Genomic DNA, 17,388 nt, shown 5'->3' on the forward strand with positions numbered 1-17,388 from the left:
CGCTAACGCACCACACACTGACGCCGCCTGACTCCGGGCGCCAGCCTATCGTTCGCCTATTACCGTACCTGTTTTGTGCCCAGCTCGGTACGTCGTATGGGCGCGGGGCGTCACTGGCCCAGCCAAATGGCCCTTATCCGCCCGACTTCCGACATTCTGCGCTCCGCCAGCCTATCTGCTGCAACAGCAGGAGGAACGCCCTCGTCGGCCGCTATCGCGAAAATTTTCAGCGTTGTGTCATAGATCTGAGTCGCCTTGGACCGTGCCCGTTCCATGTCGAAGCCCTCGATCTCGTCGGCGACCTGGATCACGCCGCCGGAGTTCACGACGTAGTCGGGCGCGTAGAGGATCTCACGTTCGGCGAGTTGTTTCTCCACGCCGGAATGCGCGAGCTGGTTGTTGGCCGCTCCGCAGACGATCTTCGCGCGAAGCTCCGTGACCATGTCGTCGTCGAGCACCCCGCCCAGCGCGCAGGGCGCGAAGACGTCGATGTCGCAGCGGGCCAGGGCCCGCGCGTCGGCCACCACGTCGACCTCGGGGCGGCGCACGCGCACGCGCTCGACCGCCTTGGGGTCGACGTCGCAGATCACGACCTCGGCGCCGTCCTCGCGCAGGAGCTCGACCAGGCGGTGACCCACCTTGCCGACCCCTTCGACGCCGACCCTCCTGCCGTGGAGCGACGGCGTGCCGTAGACGCGCTCGGCCGAGGCACGCATGCCCCGGAACACGCCGAAGGCCGTCAGGATGGACGAGTCGCCGGCCCCGCCGTGGGCCTGCGTGCGGCCCGTCACATGGCGCGACTCACGGGCGATGACGTCCATGTCCTCGCTGTAGGTGCCCACGTCGCAGGCGGTGATGTAGCGTCCGCCGAGCGACTCGACGAACCTGCCGTAGGCGCGCAGCAGCGCCTCGCTCTTGTCGCGCGCCGGGTCGCCGATGATGACGGCCTTGCCGCCTCCGAGGTCGAGGCCGGCCAGCGCGTTCTTGTAGGACATGCCCTTGGCGAGGTTGAGCACGTCGGCCAGCGCCGCCTGCTCGTTCTCGTACGGATAGAAGCGGGTGCCTCCCAGCGCCGGGCCCAGCGCCGTGTTGTGGATGGCGATGATGGCACGCAGGCCGCTCTGCTCGTCGGCGCAGAAGACGACCTGCTCGTGCACGTCCTTGTGGGACGCTCCAAAGACGTCGGTCACGGTAGTGACTCCCTGTCCGGTCCACCGCACCTTCGCGGCGGAGATCGCCTAACAGCCTAGTCTCGACAGTGCGCGCGGGTTCGCTTCGTGACACGATGCCTCCGTGCTGCCCTATGCCGCCTACCTCCGCGTCTATGAGCCACTGACCGCGTTCGCCGAGCCCGAGCGCAAGGCATGGGCCGACTACGCCGACTCACGTGACCGCCCGCGGCGCGCGACCGCACTCAATGCGGAGCACGGCGAGTCGGTTCTCCGTCTGCTCGGCATGCCTCCCCAGCCCGTGCCCGCCCAGGAGAGCCCCAACGCCTATCTGCGGCGCGTTGAGGACCGCCTCTACGTTTGCCCATGGCAGACCCGTCTGCGTTCGTGGCTGGCCTTCTCAAGGCTGCGCGGCACCACACCGGCGAAGCTGATGGACCGTCTCGTGCCCAAGGCGATCGCCGAGCAGACTGCCGACGACTTCGATCGCTACAAGCGCAAGGCGGGGTCGTCCGCGCTGCGCACGCACATCCGCACGACGACGTGGCACGTGCCGCCGGCGTGGTTCGTGCCGTTCGACGGCAACGAGCGCTGGCTGGTGCTCGGAGCCGCCGCCCCTGGGCAGGACGTGACGACGACTACGGGGCGTAACCTCATCTACGTCACCTCCATGGCACAGGCCAGGCGGCGGGCGGCGCGGGCGCTCAACGTGCTGCGCCGGCACCTCGGCGACGTCGCCTCCAACTTCGACGTCGAGGACATCGCCAGGTGGCTGGAGGAGTTCCATCCCCACTCGCTGGTGGAGCTCGACTACGGCGGCCTCGTGCGCCTCATGGACGACGACGCGCTGCAGGCGGACCAGTCGGTCGCGGAGCTGTCCGCGGCCCTCACCGGCCTGGACACGGGTCAAGAAGAACTTGCCTACGCCATGTATCAGAGGGTCATCCTGCGGTGGAAGTCAATGCAACAACTGGAATCTGCCAACTGAACCCCAATACGGCCGTCTGACCTGCATAAGTAGGTCACGTCTCGCGGCTGCTCTCTTCTGCGAACTGAGTAGTTTGCCGTTTTCACTGCGATACCACGAACCGTGTCGCTAGAATCACCGAGCGTGACATGGCCACGGGGGCGGGCAGTTGGGTCAAAGAAGGGCTCGCCAATCGCTCTGCGTGGCGGTATGGTCACATCGGGTGATGCCGCATATGGCTCAGAAAAGCCGCACGCTCTGCGCCATAGGGGGACATCCGTGACACGCGCAAAGGCAGTCACAGGATCGCTAAGCCGGTCCACACGGAGGAGAGGCCGCACAAATGTCAGCTCGTACACCCGAGGCCGAGCCGCTGCTCACGCCCGCTGAGGTCGCGACCATGTTCAGGGTCGACCCCAAGACCGTTACGCGGTGGGCCAAGGCGGGCAAGTTGACGTCGATTCGTACCCTCGGCGGTCATCGGCGTTACCGGGAGACCGAGGTCCGCGCACTGCTCGCGGGGATCCCGCAGCAGCGCTCGGAGTAGCCGAGAGGGTCGTCACGGACCTCAGGGGGGTTGAGGGTGGACCAGGCGCGCAACGGAGCCCGGTCCACCGTGTGACGACGTGACGTCGCATGGGAAGTTGGCGCCGCCCGCCCGGCGCCACTCTTCCCCGTTCTCGTCCCCTGACCTTTACGCCAGCCGCTCCAGCAGCCTGGCGACGTCGCCGTCATATGTCGCGGCGACACCGAGCAGCGCGACCATGTGATCGACCAGCATCTTCTCGAGCGTCGGTCGCTCCACGTCGCGATGCTCGAGCCAGTCGAGACCGGCCGTCTCCACGGAGGCGATCCACGACCTCAGGGTCGTGCGCAGCACCGGGCTGGGCTCCTCGACGTGCATCTGCTTCTGGATGAGGCGGAAAAGGCGCCGGCGCACACCGTCGACGATCTCTCCCACCTCGCCCGCCCTGTTGGCGGGACCGCCGCGCAGGAGCGCGGCGAATCCGGCCGCGTGCTCCTCGACGAAGTCGAAATACCGTTTGAGCCCGGAGGCCAGCTCGTCGAGCGGACTGCCGCCATCATGCGGCCGCAGCCGGGACTCCAACTGCTCCGCCGCGCTCCTCAGCGCGGCCACGTAGAGCTCCTGCTTGCCGCCGAAATAGTGGTAGACCAGGGCCCGCGAAGCCCCCGCGGCCGCCGCCACGTCGTCGATCGAGACGTCTTCCGCGTCGCGCGTGCTGAACAGTTCCAGAGCCGCCGCCATGAGCTCCTCGCGCCGCCGGTCGACGCTGAGCCTGCGCCGAGCCGGACGCGCCTTCTCGGCCGACCTGCCTGGTGTCACACCTGCACAGTATCCGACCTGTGCTCCCGCCGATGGCGGCGGTTATTCGGCCAATATCGGGCTCTCTGTAACGGAGGCCGTACCCTGCGGCTAACTCGATCGTTTGGTCAGACAGGTGCCCATATCCGCATCGCGGGGGAGACACATGTCAGGACCGCCCGTCAACACGTCATCCATCGCCGAGCTCAGAGAGGTAGATACCCTGCCTCGGCCCAGACCCACCATCCGCAACGTCGCCGAACGAGCCGGCGTCTCGAAATCGCTGGTCTCACTCGTGCTGCGCGGATCCCCGCACGTGAGCGAGCACCGGCGCCAGGCCGTGCTGCAGGCCGCACGTGAACTCGGCTACCGGCCCAACGCGGTCGCGCGAAGCCTGGTCGAAGGGCGTACCCACCTGGTGGGGGCGCTCGTCGCCAACCTGCACAACCCTTTTTACGCCGAGTTCCTCGACGGACTGCAGGAAAGCCTGCACGGCGACGGTCTGCGCATGCTGATCGGGAACAGCCAGTGGGATCCGGCGTTCGAGGACGAGGCCGTGGAGGCCTTCCTTGAGCTCAGAGTCGACGGGCTGGTCCTGCTGGGCATCGCGCCGACCAGCGAGACGCTGATCGAGGCGACCTCCTACACGCCCACGGTCGTCGTCGGGGAACGTGACATCGAGCTCGACGGCGTCGACATCGTGGTCGACGACGACCAACTGGGCGCCCGCCTGGCCATCGACCACCTGGTCGATCTCGGCCACAAGCGGATCGCGCACATCGAGGGCCCCCGCTCGTCGCGCTGCGAGGGTTACCTCGTCGCGATGCGCAGGCACTCGCTGGCACCGTACATCATGGTCGAGGCCGCGGACGCGACCGAGGACAGCGGCAGGGAGGCGGCGCTCGCCCTGCTGACCCGCGACCCCAGGCCCACGGCGATCTTCGCGGCCAGCGACGCGGTCGCGCTCGGTGTGCTGTCGGCCGCCGGAGACCTGGGCCTGCGCGTGCCCGAGGACCTGTCGGTGGTCGGCTACGACAACACGCACCTCGCGGCCTCCCGCCACATCTCGCTGACCTCGGTCGACCAGCCCCGCCGTGCCATGGGCAGGTCGGCGGCCGCGCTGCTCAGCGACCGCATCGGAGACCCCGCCAAGAGCTCCCGGCTGCGGGAGGTGCGCTCGGAGCTGATCGTGCGACGGAGCACGGCCCCCGCCTGAGGCGAACGGGTGACCTGCCGCGGCGCCCCGGAGCCGCAGCAGGTCTCCTGTTGCCCAAACCTGGGTCAAGCCGCGTGGCGGCGCGCTGACGCGCCGGTTTACTCGTCAGCGTCATGCTAAGAGTGGCCGGTTCGATCCGGTCACTGTCTGATCCGGGGGAACAGTCATGCGTGATCCGGAACTGGTGTCCTGCGCCCAGCGCGCCGCGGCGGAGCTCGAACGCGCGTGGGGCCACTGGCGAACGGGCCGTGGGCGGGGCGGCGACGCCACCGCCGAGTCGGTCGCCAGCTACGTCGCCCACTCGCTCGACCACCCGTGGGGCCGTCCCCGCGTCGTGCTCGGCCTAGACGCCGAGGACGCGCGGGAGCTCGCCGCCCTGCTCGAACGGCAGGAGGTCGGCGAGCGCGTCTGGTGAGAGCGCGCCCGGCGAGGACGCGGCACGCAGGCGCCACACTCGGCATATCGGCCGTCCCGGGCGCGGGGCTCGCGTAAGTTGGACGGCATGCGTGCTCTTCCCGTCACGATCCTCGCCGTCTGCGGCCTGATCGCCTCCGCGTGTGGCGGCACCGGCACCGGTGACGCCGCCACAGGTCAGGCCGCCACCACGAGCACGGAGGAGGAGGCTTCCTCCACGGCCCCCGCCAAGACGCTCGATCCCGCCGAGACCACGGGGCCAGCCGGAACCGCGGGAAGCGCCGAGCGGGCGCGGGAGGCACGGCCGCTCGATGGGAAGGTCGTCGTCATCGACCCGGGACACAACGGCGGCAACTACCGCGCCCCCAAGCAGATCAACCGCCAGGTCGACGTGCTGACCAAGAAGAAGGCCTGCGACACCACCGGCACCGCCACCGACAGCGGCTACAGCGAGGCCGCGTTCACCTGGGACGTGTCCACCCGGATGGTCAGAATCCTCGAGAGGCGCGGCGCCACGGTCAAGCTGACCAGGTCGGGCAACGACGGAGTCGGCCCCTGCATCACCCGTCGCGCCGCCATCGGCAACAAGGCGAAGGCGGACGCCGCGATCTCCGTGCACGCCGACGGGTCCGCGCCCGGCAACCACGGCTTCCACGTCATCATGCCCAAGAAGATCAACGGACCGGTCGACAAGGTGGTCGGCCGTTCGAGCAGGCTCGGCGTCGCCGTACGCGACGCCTTCGCCAAGGGCACGGGCCTGCCCTACTCCACCTACATCGGCAAGAAGGCGCTCGACTACCGCAGCGACCTCGGCGGGCTCAACCTGTCGACGGTGCCGAAGATCTTCGTCGAGTGCGGCAACATGCGCAACGCCGCCGAGGCGGCCAAGTTCAGGCGCCCGAAGTTCCGGCAGAAGATCGCGCTGGCTTTGGCCAACGGTTTGCAGCACTATCTCAAAGCATGATTCCTCACCCTGCGCTGCACAGTGATCTCTCTGTTTCCTGCGATCTGGCCACGGGCGCCACGGTGTCCGGTGACCTGGCCGACGCCGTACGCCTCGCCCTTCCCATGCTCGACCTGCGGCCGGGTGACTCGGGTGAGATCGACGTCCGGCAGGACGCCGCGCTCGGCGAGGAGGCCTACCGGCTGACGACGGGCTCCAGGGGTGTCGAGATCGTGGCCGGCGGGCGCGCGGGCGCGTTCTACGCCGCGCAGTCGTTGCACCAGTTGCTGCCCGACGCCTCCTACCGGTTCTCCGAGCAGGCGTCGTGGCCCGTCCCGGGGGTGCGCATCGAGGACGCACCGCGGTTCCCCTGGCGCGGGCTGCACCTCGACGTGGCCCGGCATTTCTTCCCCAAGCGGGAGTTGCTCCGCCTGATCGACCTCATGGCGGTGCACAAGCTCAACCGGCTGCACCTGCACCTGGTCGACGACCAGGGGTGGCGGGTGGAGAGCCGGGCCTACCCGCCGCTGCACGAGGTCTCCTCGCACCGGCCGCGCACGGCGGTCCACGCCCACGACGAACCGGCGGAGTACGACGACGTCCCGCACGGCGGCTACTACACGCTCGACGACCTGGCGGAGATCGGCGCCTACGCCCGCGCCAGGTGCGTCACGGTCGTGCCCGAGATCGACGTGCCCGGTCACGCCTCGGCGATCCTGGCCGCCTACCCGTCGCTGGGGGCCACCGGCGAGCGTTACGACGTGCTCGACCGGTGGGGCATCTCCCCCGCGATCCTGTCGCCGCTGCCGCCGACCGTCGAGTTCCTCACCACGATCTTCGACGAGCTGATCGGGGCGCTGGGCGAGACCCCCTACGTGCACATCGGCGGCGATGAGGTGGTGCTCGACCACTGGGGCGCCTCCGCGGAGATCACCGCCTACCGTGGCTCCCTCGGCCTGTCCACGTCGGTCGAGCTGCAGGCGTGGTTCCTGCGGCGGCTGGCCGACGCGCTGGCCGAGCGGGGCGCGCGGGCCGTGGTGTGGGACGAGGCGTTCGTCGGTGGCGGTCTGCGCCAGGACACGATCGTCATGCCGTGGCGCGGCATGGGCGTGGGCCGCCGGGCCGCCGCCGCGGGGCACGACGTGGTCGCAACCCCCGTGTTCCCGTTGTACTTCGACTACGCCGAGTCGGGCTCCCCCGACGAGCCGAGGGCCATCGGCGACACCATCACCGTCGAGGACGTCGCCGCCTTCCGCCCGGCGCCCGGCGACTGGACGGACGACGAGCGGGCCCGGGTCGTGGGCGCGCAGGCGCAACTCTGGAGCGAGCGGGTGCCCGACGCCCGTACGGTCGACTACAAGCTGTGGCCGCGGGCCTGCGCCCTGGCCGAGGTGGCCTGGTCGGGCGGGACGGCCGACGGCTTCACGGGCCGCCTGGAGCGGCACCTGGGCCGGCTGGACGCCATCGGGGTGGAATACCGGCCGCTCGCGGGGCCGCACCCGTGGCAGCGGCGGCACCCGCACCGGCCGAGTCGGATACCGATGTCCGAGCGGATGGCCCACATCGAGGCCATGACGCACGACCCGGAGTCGACCCGGCCCAGCCTGTGAGCGTCGTCGGGTCGTCAGCTCATCGGGGCGCCGGTCGGAGGACCGGCGTTTCCGGCTCCGGTCTCAGAAGGCCGGGCGGTCGTTGAGTACGCGCTGGAAGAGCCTGTGGTCCTGCCAGCGCCCGTCGATCTCCAGGTAGCGCGGCGCGGTGCCGACAAGTTCGAAACCGGCCTTGCGGAGCACGGCCTGCGAGGCCGCGTTGCCGACCAGGGTGCCCGCCGCGACCCTGTGCAGGCCGAGATCCTGGTCGGCCATCCGGCACACCTCCACGACGGCGCGGGTGGTCAGGCCGCGACCCGCGTAGTCGGCGTCGATCCAGTAACCGAGGTCGCCGTTGAGCCACGGGCCGCGGACGATGTTGTTGAGCGTCATGCGGCCCACGACCCGCTCGCCGTCGGTGAGCAACCACGGCATCGCCCGGCCCTCGCCCTGCTGGGCCAGCAGGTCCTTCAGCCGGTGGAGCTGGCCGGGGAGGGTGAAGAACTCCGCCGGCCTGCGCGGCTCCCATGGCCGCAGGTATTCGCGGTTGCGGACGTAGGCGCGCAGCAGCGGCTCGGCGTCACGGTCGGTGGCCGGGCGCAGGACCACGCCGCCTGGGAGGGGTACCTCTTGGATCACCGTCCCACCTTAGGAGATCCCGCTCACACAGCGGTGTTCTTACGGCGTCAGGAGCGCGTGCAGGCGGTACGGCCGACGGCCTCGGCGATCGAGCTCATGCCGTGGCGGCGCACCCGGCGGGAGAGCTGCCGGTGGATGCGCGAGGCCCACAGCGGGCCGCCGTAGATCCAGCCGGTGTAGCCCTGCACCAGCGTCGCCCCGGCCAGGATGCGCTCCCAGACGTCGTCGGCGTCCTCGACGCCGCCCGCCGACACCAGCGTGAGGCGGTCGCCGGCCTTCCCCCGCAGCCGCCGCAGCACCTCCAGCGAGCGGGCCTTGAGCGGGCGGCCCGACAACCCGCCGGTCTCGCCGCCGTGCCTGATCGTGGTGTTGGTCGCGATGATCCCGTCGAGGCCGAGCTCCACCGCAAGGTCGGCGACCGCGTCGACGTCCTCGTCGGCGAGGTCGGGCGCGATCTTGACCAGCAGCGGGGTGCGGCGCGGCGTGCCGTCGGCGACCTCCTTGACCGCGGTCAGCAGCGGCCGCAGCAGCTCGACCGCCTGCAGATTGCGCAGTCCGGGGGTGTTGGGCGAGCTGACGTTGACCACCAGGTAGTCGGCCATGGGGGCGAGCTGCCTGGCAGCGGCGACGTAGTCGGCCACCGCCTCGGACTCGGGCACCACCTTGGTCTTGCCGATGTTCACCCCGATGACGACCGGGACGCCGCGCGTGCGGCTCAACCGGCGGGCCGCGGCCGCGGCTCCGGCGTTGTTGAAGCCCATCCGGTTGATCACTGCCCGCTCGCGCACCAGCCTGAACAGGCGCGGGCGCGGGTTGCCCGGCTGGCCGTGCGCGGTGATGGTGCCGACCTCGACGTGCCCGAAGCCGAGCGCGGCGACGCCCTCGGCGCACGCGGCGTCCTTGTCGAACCCGGCGGCCAGCCCCAGCGGGCCGGGGAAGTGCACCCCGAACGCCGTCATCCGCAGGGCCGGGTCGTGCGGTGCGAACGCCCGGTGCAGCAGCCGCTTGAGCAGCGGCAGCCGCGCGAGGAGCGCGAGGGCGCTCACGGTGAGGTGGTGCACGGCCTCGGCGTCGAAACGTCGCAAGACCTGCGTGAACACGAGGCGATACATCACGGGTCAGGCTACCAACCCGGCCTCGTAGGCGATGATCGCGGCCTGCACCCGGTTGCGGACGTCGAGCCGGTTGAGGATGGCGCTCACGTACGCCTTCACCGTGCCCTCCACGATGTGCAGCCTGCGGGCGATCTCGGCGTTGGACAGACCGGCTGCGAGCAGGGCGAGCACCTCCCGCTCCCGGTCGGTGAGGCTCTCGACGCGCTCACGCGCCTCGGCGCCTTTCGCCATCCGGCCGCCCGACAGCTGGGTGATCACCCGCTGGGCGACCTTGGGCGACAGGTACGCCGCCCCCTCGGCCACCGCGTGGATCCCGGCGATCAGCTCGCGCGGGTCTCCCGACTTGAGCAGGAACCCGGCGGCTCCCACGTCGAGCGCCTTGGCGATGTAGTCGTCCTCGCCGAACGTGGTCAGCATCACCACGGCCGCGCCTGGCGCCACGTTGCGCAGCTCGGCCGCGGCGGCAAGCCCGTCGAGCCTGGGCATCCGGATGTCGAGCAGCACCACGTCGGGCCGGTGGCCGATGGCCAGGTCTACGGCCTGTCTGCCGTCGGCGGCCTCGGCCACCACCTCGAGCGACGGGTCGGAGGCGAGGATCGCCCGGACACCAGCCCTGATCATGGCCTCGTCGTCGGCGAGGAGTATGCGGATCACACCTTCTATATTGGCCCCCATGGCACAGGTGAAGGTGTACGGGCGCAGGGACGTGTGGGCGGGCCGGCAGTCTGAGGTGTCGGACCTGATCCAGTCGTGTCTGGTGAGCGCCTGGGGGCTGCCCGAGGACAAGAGGTTCCACCGGTTCCTGCTGCTGGACGCCGACGACTTCCTCTGCCCGCAGCGCGGTGAGGGCTATCTCATCATCGAGGTGGTCTGCTTCACCGGCCGCAGCGACGACGCCAAGCGGGCGCTGATCCGGGAGATCTACGCGAGATCCGGCTATGATCCGGAAAACGTCGAGATCACCATCATCGAGATGCCCAAGGTCAACTGGGGCATCCGGGGAGTTCCCGCCGATGAGCTCGCCCTGCCGTACAACGTGGAGGTCTGACGTGTGGGGTGACGGCGGCCGGACGGTATCGTCCGACTCATGAGCACTCACTATGACGTCGTCGTTCTCGGCGCGGGTCCAGGAGGATATACGGCCGCCGTCCGCGCCGCCCAGCTCGGACTGCGGACCGCGGTCGTCGAGGAGAAATACTGGGGTGGCGTCTGCCTGAACGTGGGCTGCATCCCCTCCAAGGCGCTGCTGCGCAACGCGGAGCTCGCCCACATCTTCAACCACGAGGCCAAGACCTTCGGCATCAGCGGCGAGGTCAGCTTCGACTACGGCGCGGCCTTCCAGCGCAGCCGCAAGGTGGCGGACGGGCGGGTCAAGGGCGTCCACTACCTGATGAAGAAGAACGCCATCACCGAATATGACGGTCGCGGCACGTTCCTGGACGCCAACACCCTCCAGGTGAACGGCGAGACCATCACGTTCTCCCACTGCATCATCGCGGCCGGGGCCACCACCAGGCTCATCCCGGGCACGCAGCTGTCGGAGCGCGTGGTGACGTACGAGGAGCAGATCCAGACCGAGAAGCTGCCGAGCAGCATCATCATCGCGGGCGCCGGCGCGATCGGGGTGGAGTTCGCGTACGTGCTGCACAACTACGGCGTCAAGGTGACGATCGTCGAGTTCCTCGACCGGGTCGTGCCGTTGGAGGACGAAGAGGTGTCGGCCGAGTTGGCCAAGCGGTACAAGCGGCTCGGCATCGAGGTGATGACCTCCACCCGCGTCGACGGCATCGACGACTCCGGCTCCTCGGTCAAGGTCACCGTCACCAAGGGCGGCCAGACGCAGGTGCTGGAGGCCGACAAGGTGATGCAGGCCATCGGCTTCCAGCCCCGCGTCGACGGCTACGGGTTGGAGAAGACGGGCGTGGCGCTGACCGACCGGGGAGCGATCGCCGTCGACGGGCGCTGCCGGACGAACGTGCCGCACATCTTCGCCATCGGCGATGTCACCGCCAAGCTCATGCTGGCGCACGCCGCGGAGTCCATGGGCGTCATCGCGGCCGAGACGATCGGCGACGCGGAGACCATGGAGCTCGACTACGTGATGATCCCGCGGGCGACCTACTGCCAGCCGCAGGTGGCGAGCTTCGGCTACACCGAGGCGCAGGCACGCGAGCTGGGTTACGACGTGAAGGTGTCGAAATTCCCGTTCACGGCGAACGGCAAGGCCCACGGACTGGGCGACAGTGCCGGCTTCGTCAAGATCATCAGCGACAACACGCACGGCGAGCTGGTCGGCGCCCACCTGATCGGGCCCGACGTGACCGAGTTGCTGCCCGAGCTCACCCTGGCGCAGCAGTGGGACCTGACGGTGCACGAGGTCGCGCGCAACGTGCACGCGCACCCGACGCTCGGCGAGGCGGTCAAGGAGGCCGTGCACGGCCTCGCCGGACACATGATCAACATGTAGGTCCACGGGGATCGGTACGGCGGGCGCCGTACCGATCGGCCCGGCCCGGCGGTCTTTTCTCACCAGATCTTCAGAAACCATCCATTTTTCTCCCAGGATGCCTGGAGAGTTTGAAGTCGACCGAAGACCCCCTTCGCATCGGACGGTGTCCCGTATGACCTCCACCCCCGCCGAAGACACCACTGTGCAGGCGGCCCACCGCCGGCGTGCCCCCGCCGGACCCTCGATGCTCAGGCTCGGCCTGCTCGCCCTGGTCGCGATCGGCATCGCGGGCGCGGCGGCCGAGCTCGCCTTCGAACGTCACTGGGGCACCCCGACGCAGCTGATCCCGTGGGTGACGCTGGCGCTGCTGACGGTCGCGCTGCTGCTGGTCGCGCTCGGCGACTCCGCCGGCACGCTGACCGTGGTCCGTGTGCTCGCGCTGGTGGTGCTGCTCGCGGCGGCGTACGGCGTGTTCACCCACGTGTCCGTCAACCACGGCATGGGCGCGATGGACCCCGCGTGGGACTCCATGTCGGCGCCGGCCCAGTGGTGGTCGGCCCTGACGAAGTCGGTCGGGAACGCGCCCCCGCTCGCGCCCGGCATGCTCGCCCAGAGCGCGCTGCTGCTCCTGCTGGCCTCGACGGTCCGGCGGCCGGCGAAGTGAGCCGCCGCTAGGCGAACGGCGCGATGATCTCGCGCACGGCCTCGGCGCACTCGGCGGCGTAGTCGTCGTGCGCGATGCTGCTCAGCAGCTCCCGCAGGTGGAACAGGGGCAGGCGGTCGCGCCAGCCCGCCTCGAGACCCGCCGCGTCCGCGTACACCTCGAAGAACCGGTCCGAGGCGGGTGGGCGCGGCGAGCACCACAACATGCTGAGGTCGGCCTCAGCCCAGCTGTAGGAGACGGCGGGGTCGATCAGCGCGGCGCCGCCGGCCCGGCCGGACAGGACGTTCTCGCGCCACAGGTCGCCGTGCGTCAGCACCGGCGGCCGGGGCGGCAGCAGGTCGGGCAGCGCGGCGCAGAGGCGTTCGAGCGCGCGTCGTTCGGCGGCGTCGAAGGCGGCTTCCACCAGTGGTTCGGGGAGCCAGCGCAGGATGCGGCGCTGCGCGAGGAAGGCGTGACCGTCGGAGTGCCACGTGTTGTCCTGCCGCAGGCGCCCGAGCCAGCCGTCCCGGTGCCAGCCGAACCGGTCGCCGCGCGTGGTCGTGTGCAGGCGGGCGACGTCGCGGGCCAGCTCTTCCCAGAACCGCTCGTCGTCGTCGCGGCGCGGCGGTAACGGCTCCAGCACGAGCAGCCGCGGCGTCACCGCCAGCACCTCGGGCGTGGTGACGCCGGCGACGCGCAGCGCGCGCAGCCCCTCCGCCTCGACCTCGAACAGGTCATCGGCTCCGGCGCGCAACGTCTTGGCGAACACGCGGGAGCCGTCGCGCAGGGTTGCCAGCCCGGCCAGCGCCACCACCCCGCCGTGCGCGGCCTGCGCCGTGACCGCGTCGAACCCGGCCGCGCGCAGCCGGTCGAGAAGGAGGTCCATGAGCGCCCATCCAACCACCCCGGCCGGGTCAGGGTTTGCGGTAGGCGAGCAGGTATCTCCAGAACAGCAGCCGCCGCAGGCGGAAGCCGGGCAGCAGCACGTCCGCCTCCTGGCGGATCTCGGTCAGCGTCATCCGGGACTGCGCGACGGGCGCGGGCGACGGCTCGCCCCTGCCGGTCATGGCGAGCCTGGCCACCGCGTTCACGGGGATGGCGGCCAGGCTCCAGGCCAGGTCGGCGGGCGTCGACTCGCGGTAGCAGCCCAGGATGGCGAGCATGCCGCCGGGAGCGAGCGCGTCGCGCAGCGTGGCGACCGTGCCGAACGGCACGTGGTGGATGCTCGCCAGGCACGAGATGTAGTCGTAGTGGTCCTTGGGCAGCTCGGTCTCCGTGATGTCGGCACAGCGGAAACGCGGCCCCCCGCGACCCGGCGACGCCGCGACGGCGGACTCGATCACCCGCGCCGACAGGTCGACGGCGTCGACCTCCATGCCGAGCTGCGCGAGCCGCAGCGCGAAGCGTCCTGTGCCGCATCCGACGTCGAGCGCGGTGCGGCTCTCACGGGGCACCAGGCGGAGGAGCATCCCGTGATAGTGATCATTGTGATCGAAGGCCATGAATGAACTCTGCCAGATTCTCTGGAACGTGAGGAACAGGTTCGCCACGAGACGCGATGCACATGCGGTCAGCATTTTTCCGCGCTTTCCCCGCGAGCGAAAGAAGGAGTCGGGAAAGACCATTCGAAATCACCGCAATGGCGATGAACTATCAGAGGGTGGCGTCGCGGAGCAGCAAGGCGGCCTGGACCCGGTTGGCGCAGCCGAGCTTGGTCAGGATGCGGCTGACGTAGGTCTTGACCGTCGCCTCGCTCATGTGGACGCGCCTGCCGACCTCTGCGTTGGACAACCCTTCCGCCACCTGCCGGAGCACGTCCAGCTCACGCGGGGTGAGCGCGGCCAGCCGCCGCCCGGCGTCGCGTCCGCGTTGGCCCGCGTCGAAGTCGAAGGAGACCATGCCGAGCACGTGCCGGGTGACCTCGGGGGACAGGTACGCCTGCCCCGCGTGCGCGGCCCGGACGGCCCTGATTAATTCCGCAGGCTCACAATTTTTGAGGATAAATCCGGAAACATTTCGCTGGAGTGCCCGTCGTACGTTCTCCTCGTCCCCGAACGCGGTCAGCATCACCACCCGCGTCTCCCCCATTTCCGCCGCCGCGGCCAGCCCGTCGAGCACCGGCATCGTGATGTCGAGCAGCGCCACGTCCACGTGCCGGCGGCGGGCGGCGGACACGGCCGCGCGCCCGTCGCCCACACACTCCACCACCTCGATGTCGCCCGCCGACTCCAGGACGGCGCGGATGCCGGCCGTGATGAGCGGCTCGTCGTCGGCGACCAGCACTCTGATCACGCCGACGCCTCCACCGCGTCCCGTGCCAGCGGCAACATCGCGACCAGCCGGAACTCGTACGGCTCCGCGTGCACGCGCAGCAGCCCGCCCGCCGCGCGCACCCGCTCGGCCAGCCCGGCCAGCCCGGTGCCGCCGGGCCGGCCGGGCGCCGCCGGCGGGGCGGGGTCGGCGTCCGGGTTGTCGGCCCGGTTGTCGGCCCGGTTGTCGGCCCGGTTGTCGGCCCGGTTGTCGGCCCGGTTGTCGGCCGGGTTGGCCACGCCGACCAGGAGGGCGTCCGGCTGCCAGTCGAGCGACACGCGGATGGGTGCGCCGGGCGCGTGTTTGGCGGCGTTCGTCAGGCCTTCCTGGACGACCTGGTGGGCGGCGTGCCCGGCGTCCGGCTCCGCGAACGGCGCGGCCGGGCCCGTACGTTCGACCGTCACCGTGAGCCCCGCCGCGCTGGCCCTGGCCACGAGCTCGTCGATGCCCGCCACGCCCGGCCGGTCCGCGTGGCGCAGCGCGCCGACCACCTCGTGCAGCTCCGCCATCGCCGTACGGGCCGTGCCCGCCAGGCCGCGTACGGCGCCGCGCTGCTCGGCGGGCAGGTCGGCGACCTCCAGCGCGGCCGCCTGCACCGAGACCAGGCCGAGCAGGTGGCCGAGCGAGTCGTGCATGTCGCGGGCGATGCGCAGCCGTTCGCGCAGCCGCTCGCGCTCGGCGGTGAGCTCCCGTTCCCTGCGCTGGTGTTCGCGCTGCTGGGCGAGGTAGCGGCCGGCCAGCACGGGCAGCGCGGTCAGGACCACGACGCGGGCCAGCACCACGAACGGCTCGGCCGCGAGCGAGGCGCGCTGCGCGACCGTCAGGAGCACTCCGAGGTAGGCGACGGTCGCGAGGGACGCCAGGATCAGGCCCCGCCGATCGGAGATGCGATGACCGGCCTGGTAGCCGGTGCAGACGAGCAGCGCGTACGAGCCGCCGGTCTGCAGGGCCAGGGTCAGGGCGACCAGGAAGGCGGCGAGCGGCCTGCGCGGGGAGGCCGCCATGGCGAGGGCCGTCACCACGGCGTACACGGCCAGCGCCCAGTCGTGCGCCCTGTCCAGCCACAACAGCGCCGTATCGGCGGCCACGACCGCTACAAACCAGGCCATGAACCTCACCCTACTCACGCCCTCGGGTCAACTTTGGAGAACAACCTCCGGCGACTTCCGGCGGCAGACGGGCGGGCCGGCCGCTCCGTAGCGTGTCGGCGTGATCCGTACATTTCTGGCACTCACCGTGCTCACCACACCCGCCCCGGCCGCGCAGGACCTCACGTGGGCGGCCTGCCCCGGGGACACCGCCTCCGAGCTGCGATGCGCGGACCTGCCCGTCGCGCTCGCCCCCGGCAGCGACAGGAAGCTCACGCTCAAGGTGGCCCGGCTGCCCGCGACCGGCGAGAAGAAGGGCACCGTGATGATCAACTTCGGCGGTCCGCAGGGCGACCAGATCGCCATAATGCGGTCCGTGGCGAAGATCTTCACCAGGATCCGGCAGTCCATGGACGTCGTGACGTGGGACCCGCGCGGCTACCCCGGGCTCAGCACGCCGGTGCTCCAGTGCGACTGGAGCCTGCTGCGCACCCCCGCCTTCCCCCGTGACCAGGCCGGGCTCGACCGGCTCGCCGCCGCGAACAAGGTCAGAGGTGACCGGTGCCGCGACACGGACCCCGTGCTCTTCGACCACATGGACTCCGCGAGCGACGCCCGCGACGCCGAGGCCATCCGGCGGGCACTCGGCGAGGAGCGGATGAACTTCATCGGCACCTCGTACGGCGGCATCATCGCCCAAGCCTACGCCCGGCAGTTCCCCGCGCGGGTGCGCACGATGTACGTCGACGGCACCGGCAACCACGGCGCCGCGAACTGGGATCGTGAGCTCACCGCCATGGCCCGCGACCGCGAACACCAGATGGACCGCTTCTTCGCCTGGGCGCCCAAGGGCGTGGAGCGGCGCTGGCGCAGGCTGGTCGCCAAGGCCGACAAGGAGCCGATTCCCGCCCCGGAGGTGGACGCCCGCTACGACGGCACGCAGTTGCGCGCTCTCGGCAGCCAGAAGGCCGGACGCGGCCCCGCCGGGTGGGACGCCCTGCTCGCGGCGATCAAGGTGGCGGAGGGCGGCGACGCCTCCGGGTTCGCGCCCGGCGGGCGGAACCCGTACCCCGGTCTCATGGGCGGCGGCGTGAAGGAGTGTCTCGACTTCCCCCGGACCGAGAGCCAGCGGGACCTGGCGCGCACGGTCAGGCGGCTGCGCCAGGTCGCTCCCAACACGGGGGCGGCGTTCCCGATGGCCTGGCACGCCCCGCTCACCTGCGCGGGCTGGCCCGCGCCGGTCGCCAACCCGCCGTCGCCACTGCCCGGGAAGGTGCCGCCGATGCTGGGCGCGGGCACGTGGCTGGACTATGCTCCGACGTCGCGGGTCGTCGAGCAGGTCAGGGGCAGCCGGATGATCAGGTTCGACGGTCCTGGGCACAACCTGTTCGCCGCGATGGCCAACGCCTGCGTCATCGGCCACGTCAGCGCGTACGTCACCACGGGCAAGCTCCCGCCCCGCGGCACCGAGTGTTCCTGACCGGTTGTCGTTTTCACGACATGTCGTTGTTTGCTCACCCGG

The 17,388-nt window shown here is 70.6% G+C and carries 19 protein-coding genes; 10 read left to right on the forward strand and 9 right to left on the reverse strand.

Annotation, left to right across the window (positions count from 1 at the left end):
- Positions 1–110: 110 nt before the first annotated feature.
- Positions 111–1,190, reverse strand: coding sequence for a Glu/Leu/Phe/Val family dehydrogenase (locus tag E1267_RS13260; RefSeq protein WP_132332747.1), 1,080 nt, complete (start codon positions 1,188–1,190; stop codon positions 111–113).
- A 103-nt stretch (positions 1,191–1,293) separates the two neighbouring features.
- Between E1267_RS13260 and E1267_RS13265 the strand changes: the two genes are divergently transcribed.
- Both E1267_RS13265 and bldC read left to right on the forward strand, forming a co-directional pair.
- Positions 1,294–2,157 (forward strand): DUF8083 family protein, encoded by an 864-nt coding sequence (locus tag E1267_RS13265; RefSeq protein ID WP_132332748.1) that lies wholly within the window; start codon positions 1,294–1,296, stop codon positions 2,155–2,157.
- A gap of 322 nt (positions 2,158–2,479) precedes the next feature.
- On the forward strand, positions 2,480–2,683 hold the full coding sequence (gene bldC / locus E1267_RS13270) for a developmental transcriptional regulator BldC (RefSeq protein WP_013133571.1): 204 nt from the start codon (positions 2,480–2,482) through the stop codon (positions 2,681–2,683).
- Between the two features lie 147 nt (positions 2,684–2,830).
- Here the strand turns inward: bldC and E1267_RS13275 are convergent, their stop codons facing one another.
- On the reverse strand, positions 2,831–3,481 hold the full coding sequence (locus E1267_RS13275; RefSeq protein WP_246063834.1) for a TetR/AcrR family transcriptional regulator: 651 nt from the start codon (positions 3,479–3,481) through the stop codon (positions 2,831–2,833).
- A 145-nt stretch (positions 3,482–3,626) separates the two neighbouring features.
- Between E1267_RS13275 and E1267_RS13280 the strand changes: the two genes are divergently transcribed.
- The 4 genes from E1267_RS13280 (at position 3,627) to E1267_RS13295 (ending at position 7,643) form a co-directional block, all read left to right on the forward strand.
- Positions 3,627–4,676, forward strand: coding sequence for a LacI family DNA-binding transcriptional regulator (locus tag E1267_RS13280; protein ID WP_236667276.1), 1,050 nt, complete (start codon positions 3,627–3,629; stop codon positions 4,674–4,676).
- 166 nt (positions 4,677–4,842) lie between these two features.
- Complete coding sequence (locus tag E1267_RS13285; protein WP_132332749.1) at positions 4,843–5,091, forward strand: hypothetical protein; 249 nt, start codon at positions 4,843–4,845, stop codon at positions 5,089–5,091.
- Positions 5,092–5,178: 87 nt separating this feature from the next.
- Positions 5,179–6,054, forward strand: coding sequence for an N-acetylmuramoyl-L-alanine amidase (locus E1267_RS13290; RefSeq protein WP_132332750.1), 876 nt, complete (start codon positions 5,179–5,181; stop codon positions 6,052–6,054).
- Positions 6,051–7,643 carry a beta-N-acetylhexosaminidase gene (locus tag E1267_RS13295; protein ID WP_132332751.1) on the forward strand — a complete coding sequence of 531 codons (1,593 nt, stop codon included), beginning with the start codon at positions 6,051–6,053 and terminating at the stop codon, positions 7,641–7,643. The genes E1267_RS13290 and E1267_RS13295 overlap by 4 nt, the downstream gene beginning before the upstream one ends.
- A gap of 63 nt (positions 7,644–7,706) precedes the next feature.
- Here the strand turns inward: E1267_RS13295 and E1267_RS13300 are convergent, their stop codons facing one another.
- From E1267_RS13300 to E1267_RS13310, 3 genes are read right to left on the reverse strand one after another with little or no spacing between them, the layout of a single operon-like run.
- On the reverse strand, positions 7,707–8,261 hold the full coding sequence (locus E1267_RS13300) for a GNAT family N-acetyltransferase (protein WP_132332752.1): 555 nt from the start codon (positions 8,259–8,261) through the stop codon (positions 7,707–7,709).
- A 47-nt stretch (positions 8,262–8,308) separates the two neighbouring features.
- Positions 8,309–9,373 carry a quinone-dependent dihydroorotate dehydrogenase gene (locus E1267_RS13305; RefSeq protein WP_132332753.1) on the reverse strand — a complete coding sequence of 355 codons (1,065 nt, stop codon included), beginning with the start codon at positions 9,371–9,373 and terminating at the stop codon, positions 8,309–8,311.
- A 6-nt stretch (positions 9,374–9,379) separates the two neighbouring features.
- A complete protein-coding gene (locus E1267_RS13310) occupies positions 9,380–10,030 on the reverse strand; it encodes a response regulator (protein ID WP_132332754.1) in 651 nt (216 codons plus the stop codon).
- A 19-nt stretch (positions 10,031–10,049) separates the two neighbouring features.
- Between E1267_RS13310 and E1267_RS13315 the strand changes: the two genes are divergently transcribed.
- The 3 genes from E1267_RS13315 to E1267_RS13325 all read left to right on the forward strand — a co-directional run bounded on the left by E1267_RS13315 (position 10,050) and on the right by E1267_RS13325 (position 12,489).
- Complete coding sequence (locus E1267_RS13315; protein ID WP_132332755.1) at positions 10,050–10,424, forward strand: tautomerase family protein; 375 nt, start codon at positions 10,050–10,052, stop codon at positions 10,422–10,424.
- Positions 10,425–10,463: 39 nt separating this feature from the next.
- Positions 10,464–11,843, forward strand: a complete 1,380-nt coding sequence (lpdA, locus tag E1267_RS13320) for a dihydrolipoyl dehydrogenase (protein ID WP_132332756.1) — start codon at positions 10,464–10,466, stop codon at positions 11,841–11,843.
- 154 nt (positions 11,844–11,997) lie between these two features.
- Positions 11,998–12,489: a hypothetical protein gene (locus tag E1267_RS13325; protein WP_246063836.1), complete on the forward strand. Its 492-nt coding sequence runs from the start codon at positions 11,998–12,000 to the stop codon at positions 12,487–12,489.
- Positions 12,490–12,496: 7 nt separating this feature from the next.
- On the opposite strand, the gene E1267_RS13330 is transcribed toward E1267_RS13325, so the two are convergent.
- The 4 genes from E1267_RS13330 to E1267_RS13345 all read right to left on the reverse strand — a co-directional run bounded on the left by E1267_RS13330 (position 12,497) and on the right by E1267_RS13345 (position 15,887).
- Complete coding sequence (locus E1267_RS13330) at positions 12,497–13,354, reverse strand: fructosamine kinase family protein (RefSeq protein ID WP_132332757.1); 858 nt, start codon at positions 13,352–13,354, stop codon at positions 12,497–12,499.
- A 28-nt stretch (positions 13,355–13,382) separates the two neighbouring features.
- Positions 13,383–13,937: a class I SAM-dependent methyltransferase gene (locus tag E1267_RS13335; RefSeq protein ID WP_236667278.1), complete on the reverse strand. Its 555-nt coding sequence runs from the start codon at positions 13,935–13,937 to the stop codon at positions 13,383–13,385.
- A gap of 184 nt (positions 13,938–14,121) precedes the next feature.
- The gene (locus E1267_RS13340) at positions 14,122–14,760 is read right to left on the reverse strand and encodes a response regulator (RefSeq protein ID WP_132332759.1); all 639 of its coding nucleotides are present in this window, start codon (positions 14,758–14,760) and stop codon (positions 14,122–14,124) included.
- Positions 14,757–15,887, reverse strand: a complete 1,131-nt coding sequence (locus E1267_RS13345) for a sensor histidine kinase (protein WP_132332760.1) — start codon at positions 15,885–15,887, stop codon at positions 14,757–14,759. Before E1267_RS13345 ends, E1267_RS13340 begins: the two co-directional genes overlap by 4 nt.
- A gap of 100 nt (positions 15,888–15,987) precedes the next feature.
- Between E1267_RS13345 and E1267_RS13350 the strand changes: the two genes are divergently transcribed.
- A complete protein-coding gene (locus tag E1267_RS13350; protein WP_132332761.1) occupies positions 15,988–17,346 on the forward strand; it encodes an alpha/beta fold hydrolase in 1,359 nt (452 codons plus the stop codon).
- The last annotated feature ends 42 nt before the right edge of the window (positions 17,347–17,388 follow it).

Origin of the sequence: Nonomuraea longispora (genome assembly GCF_004348345.1) — a bacterium.
GTDB lineage: Bacteria > Actinomycetota > Actinomycetes > Streptosporangiales > Streptosporangiaceae > Nonomuraea > Nonomuraea longispora.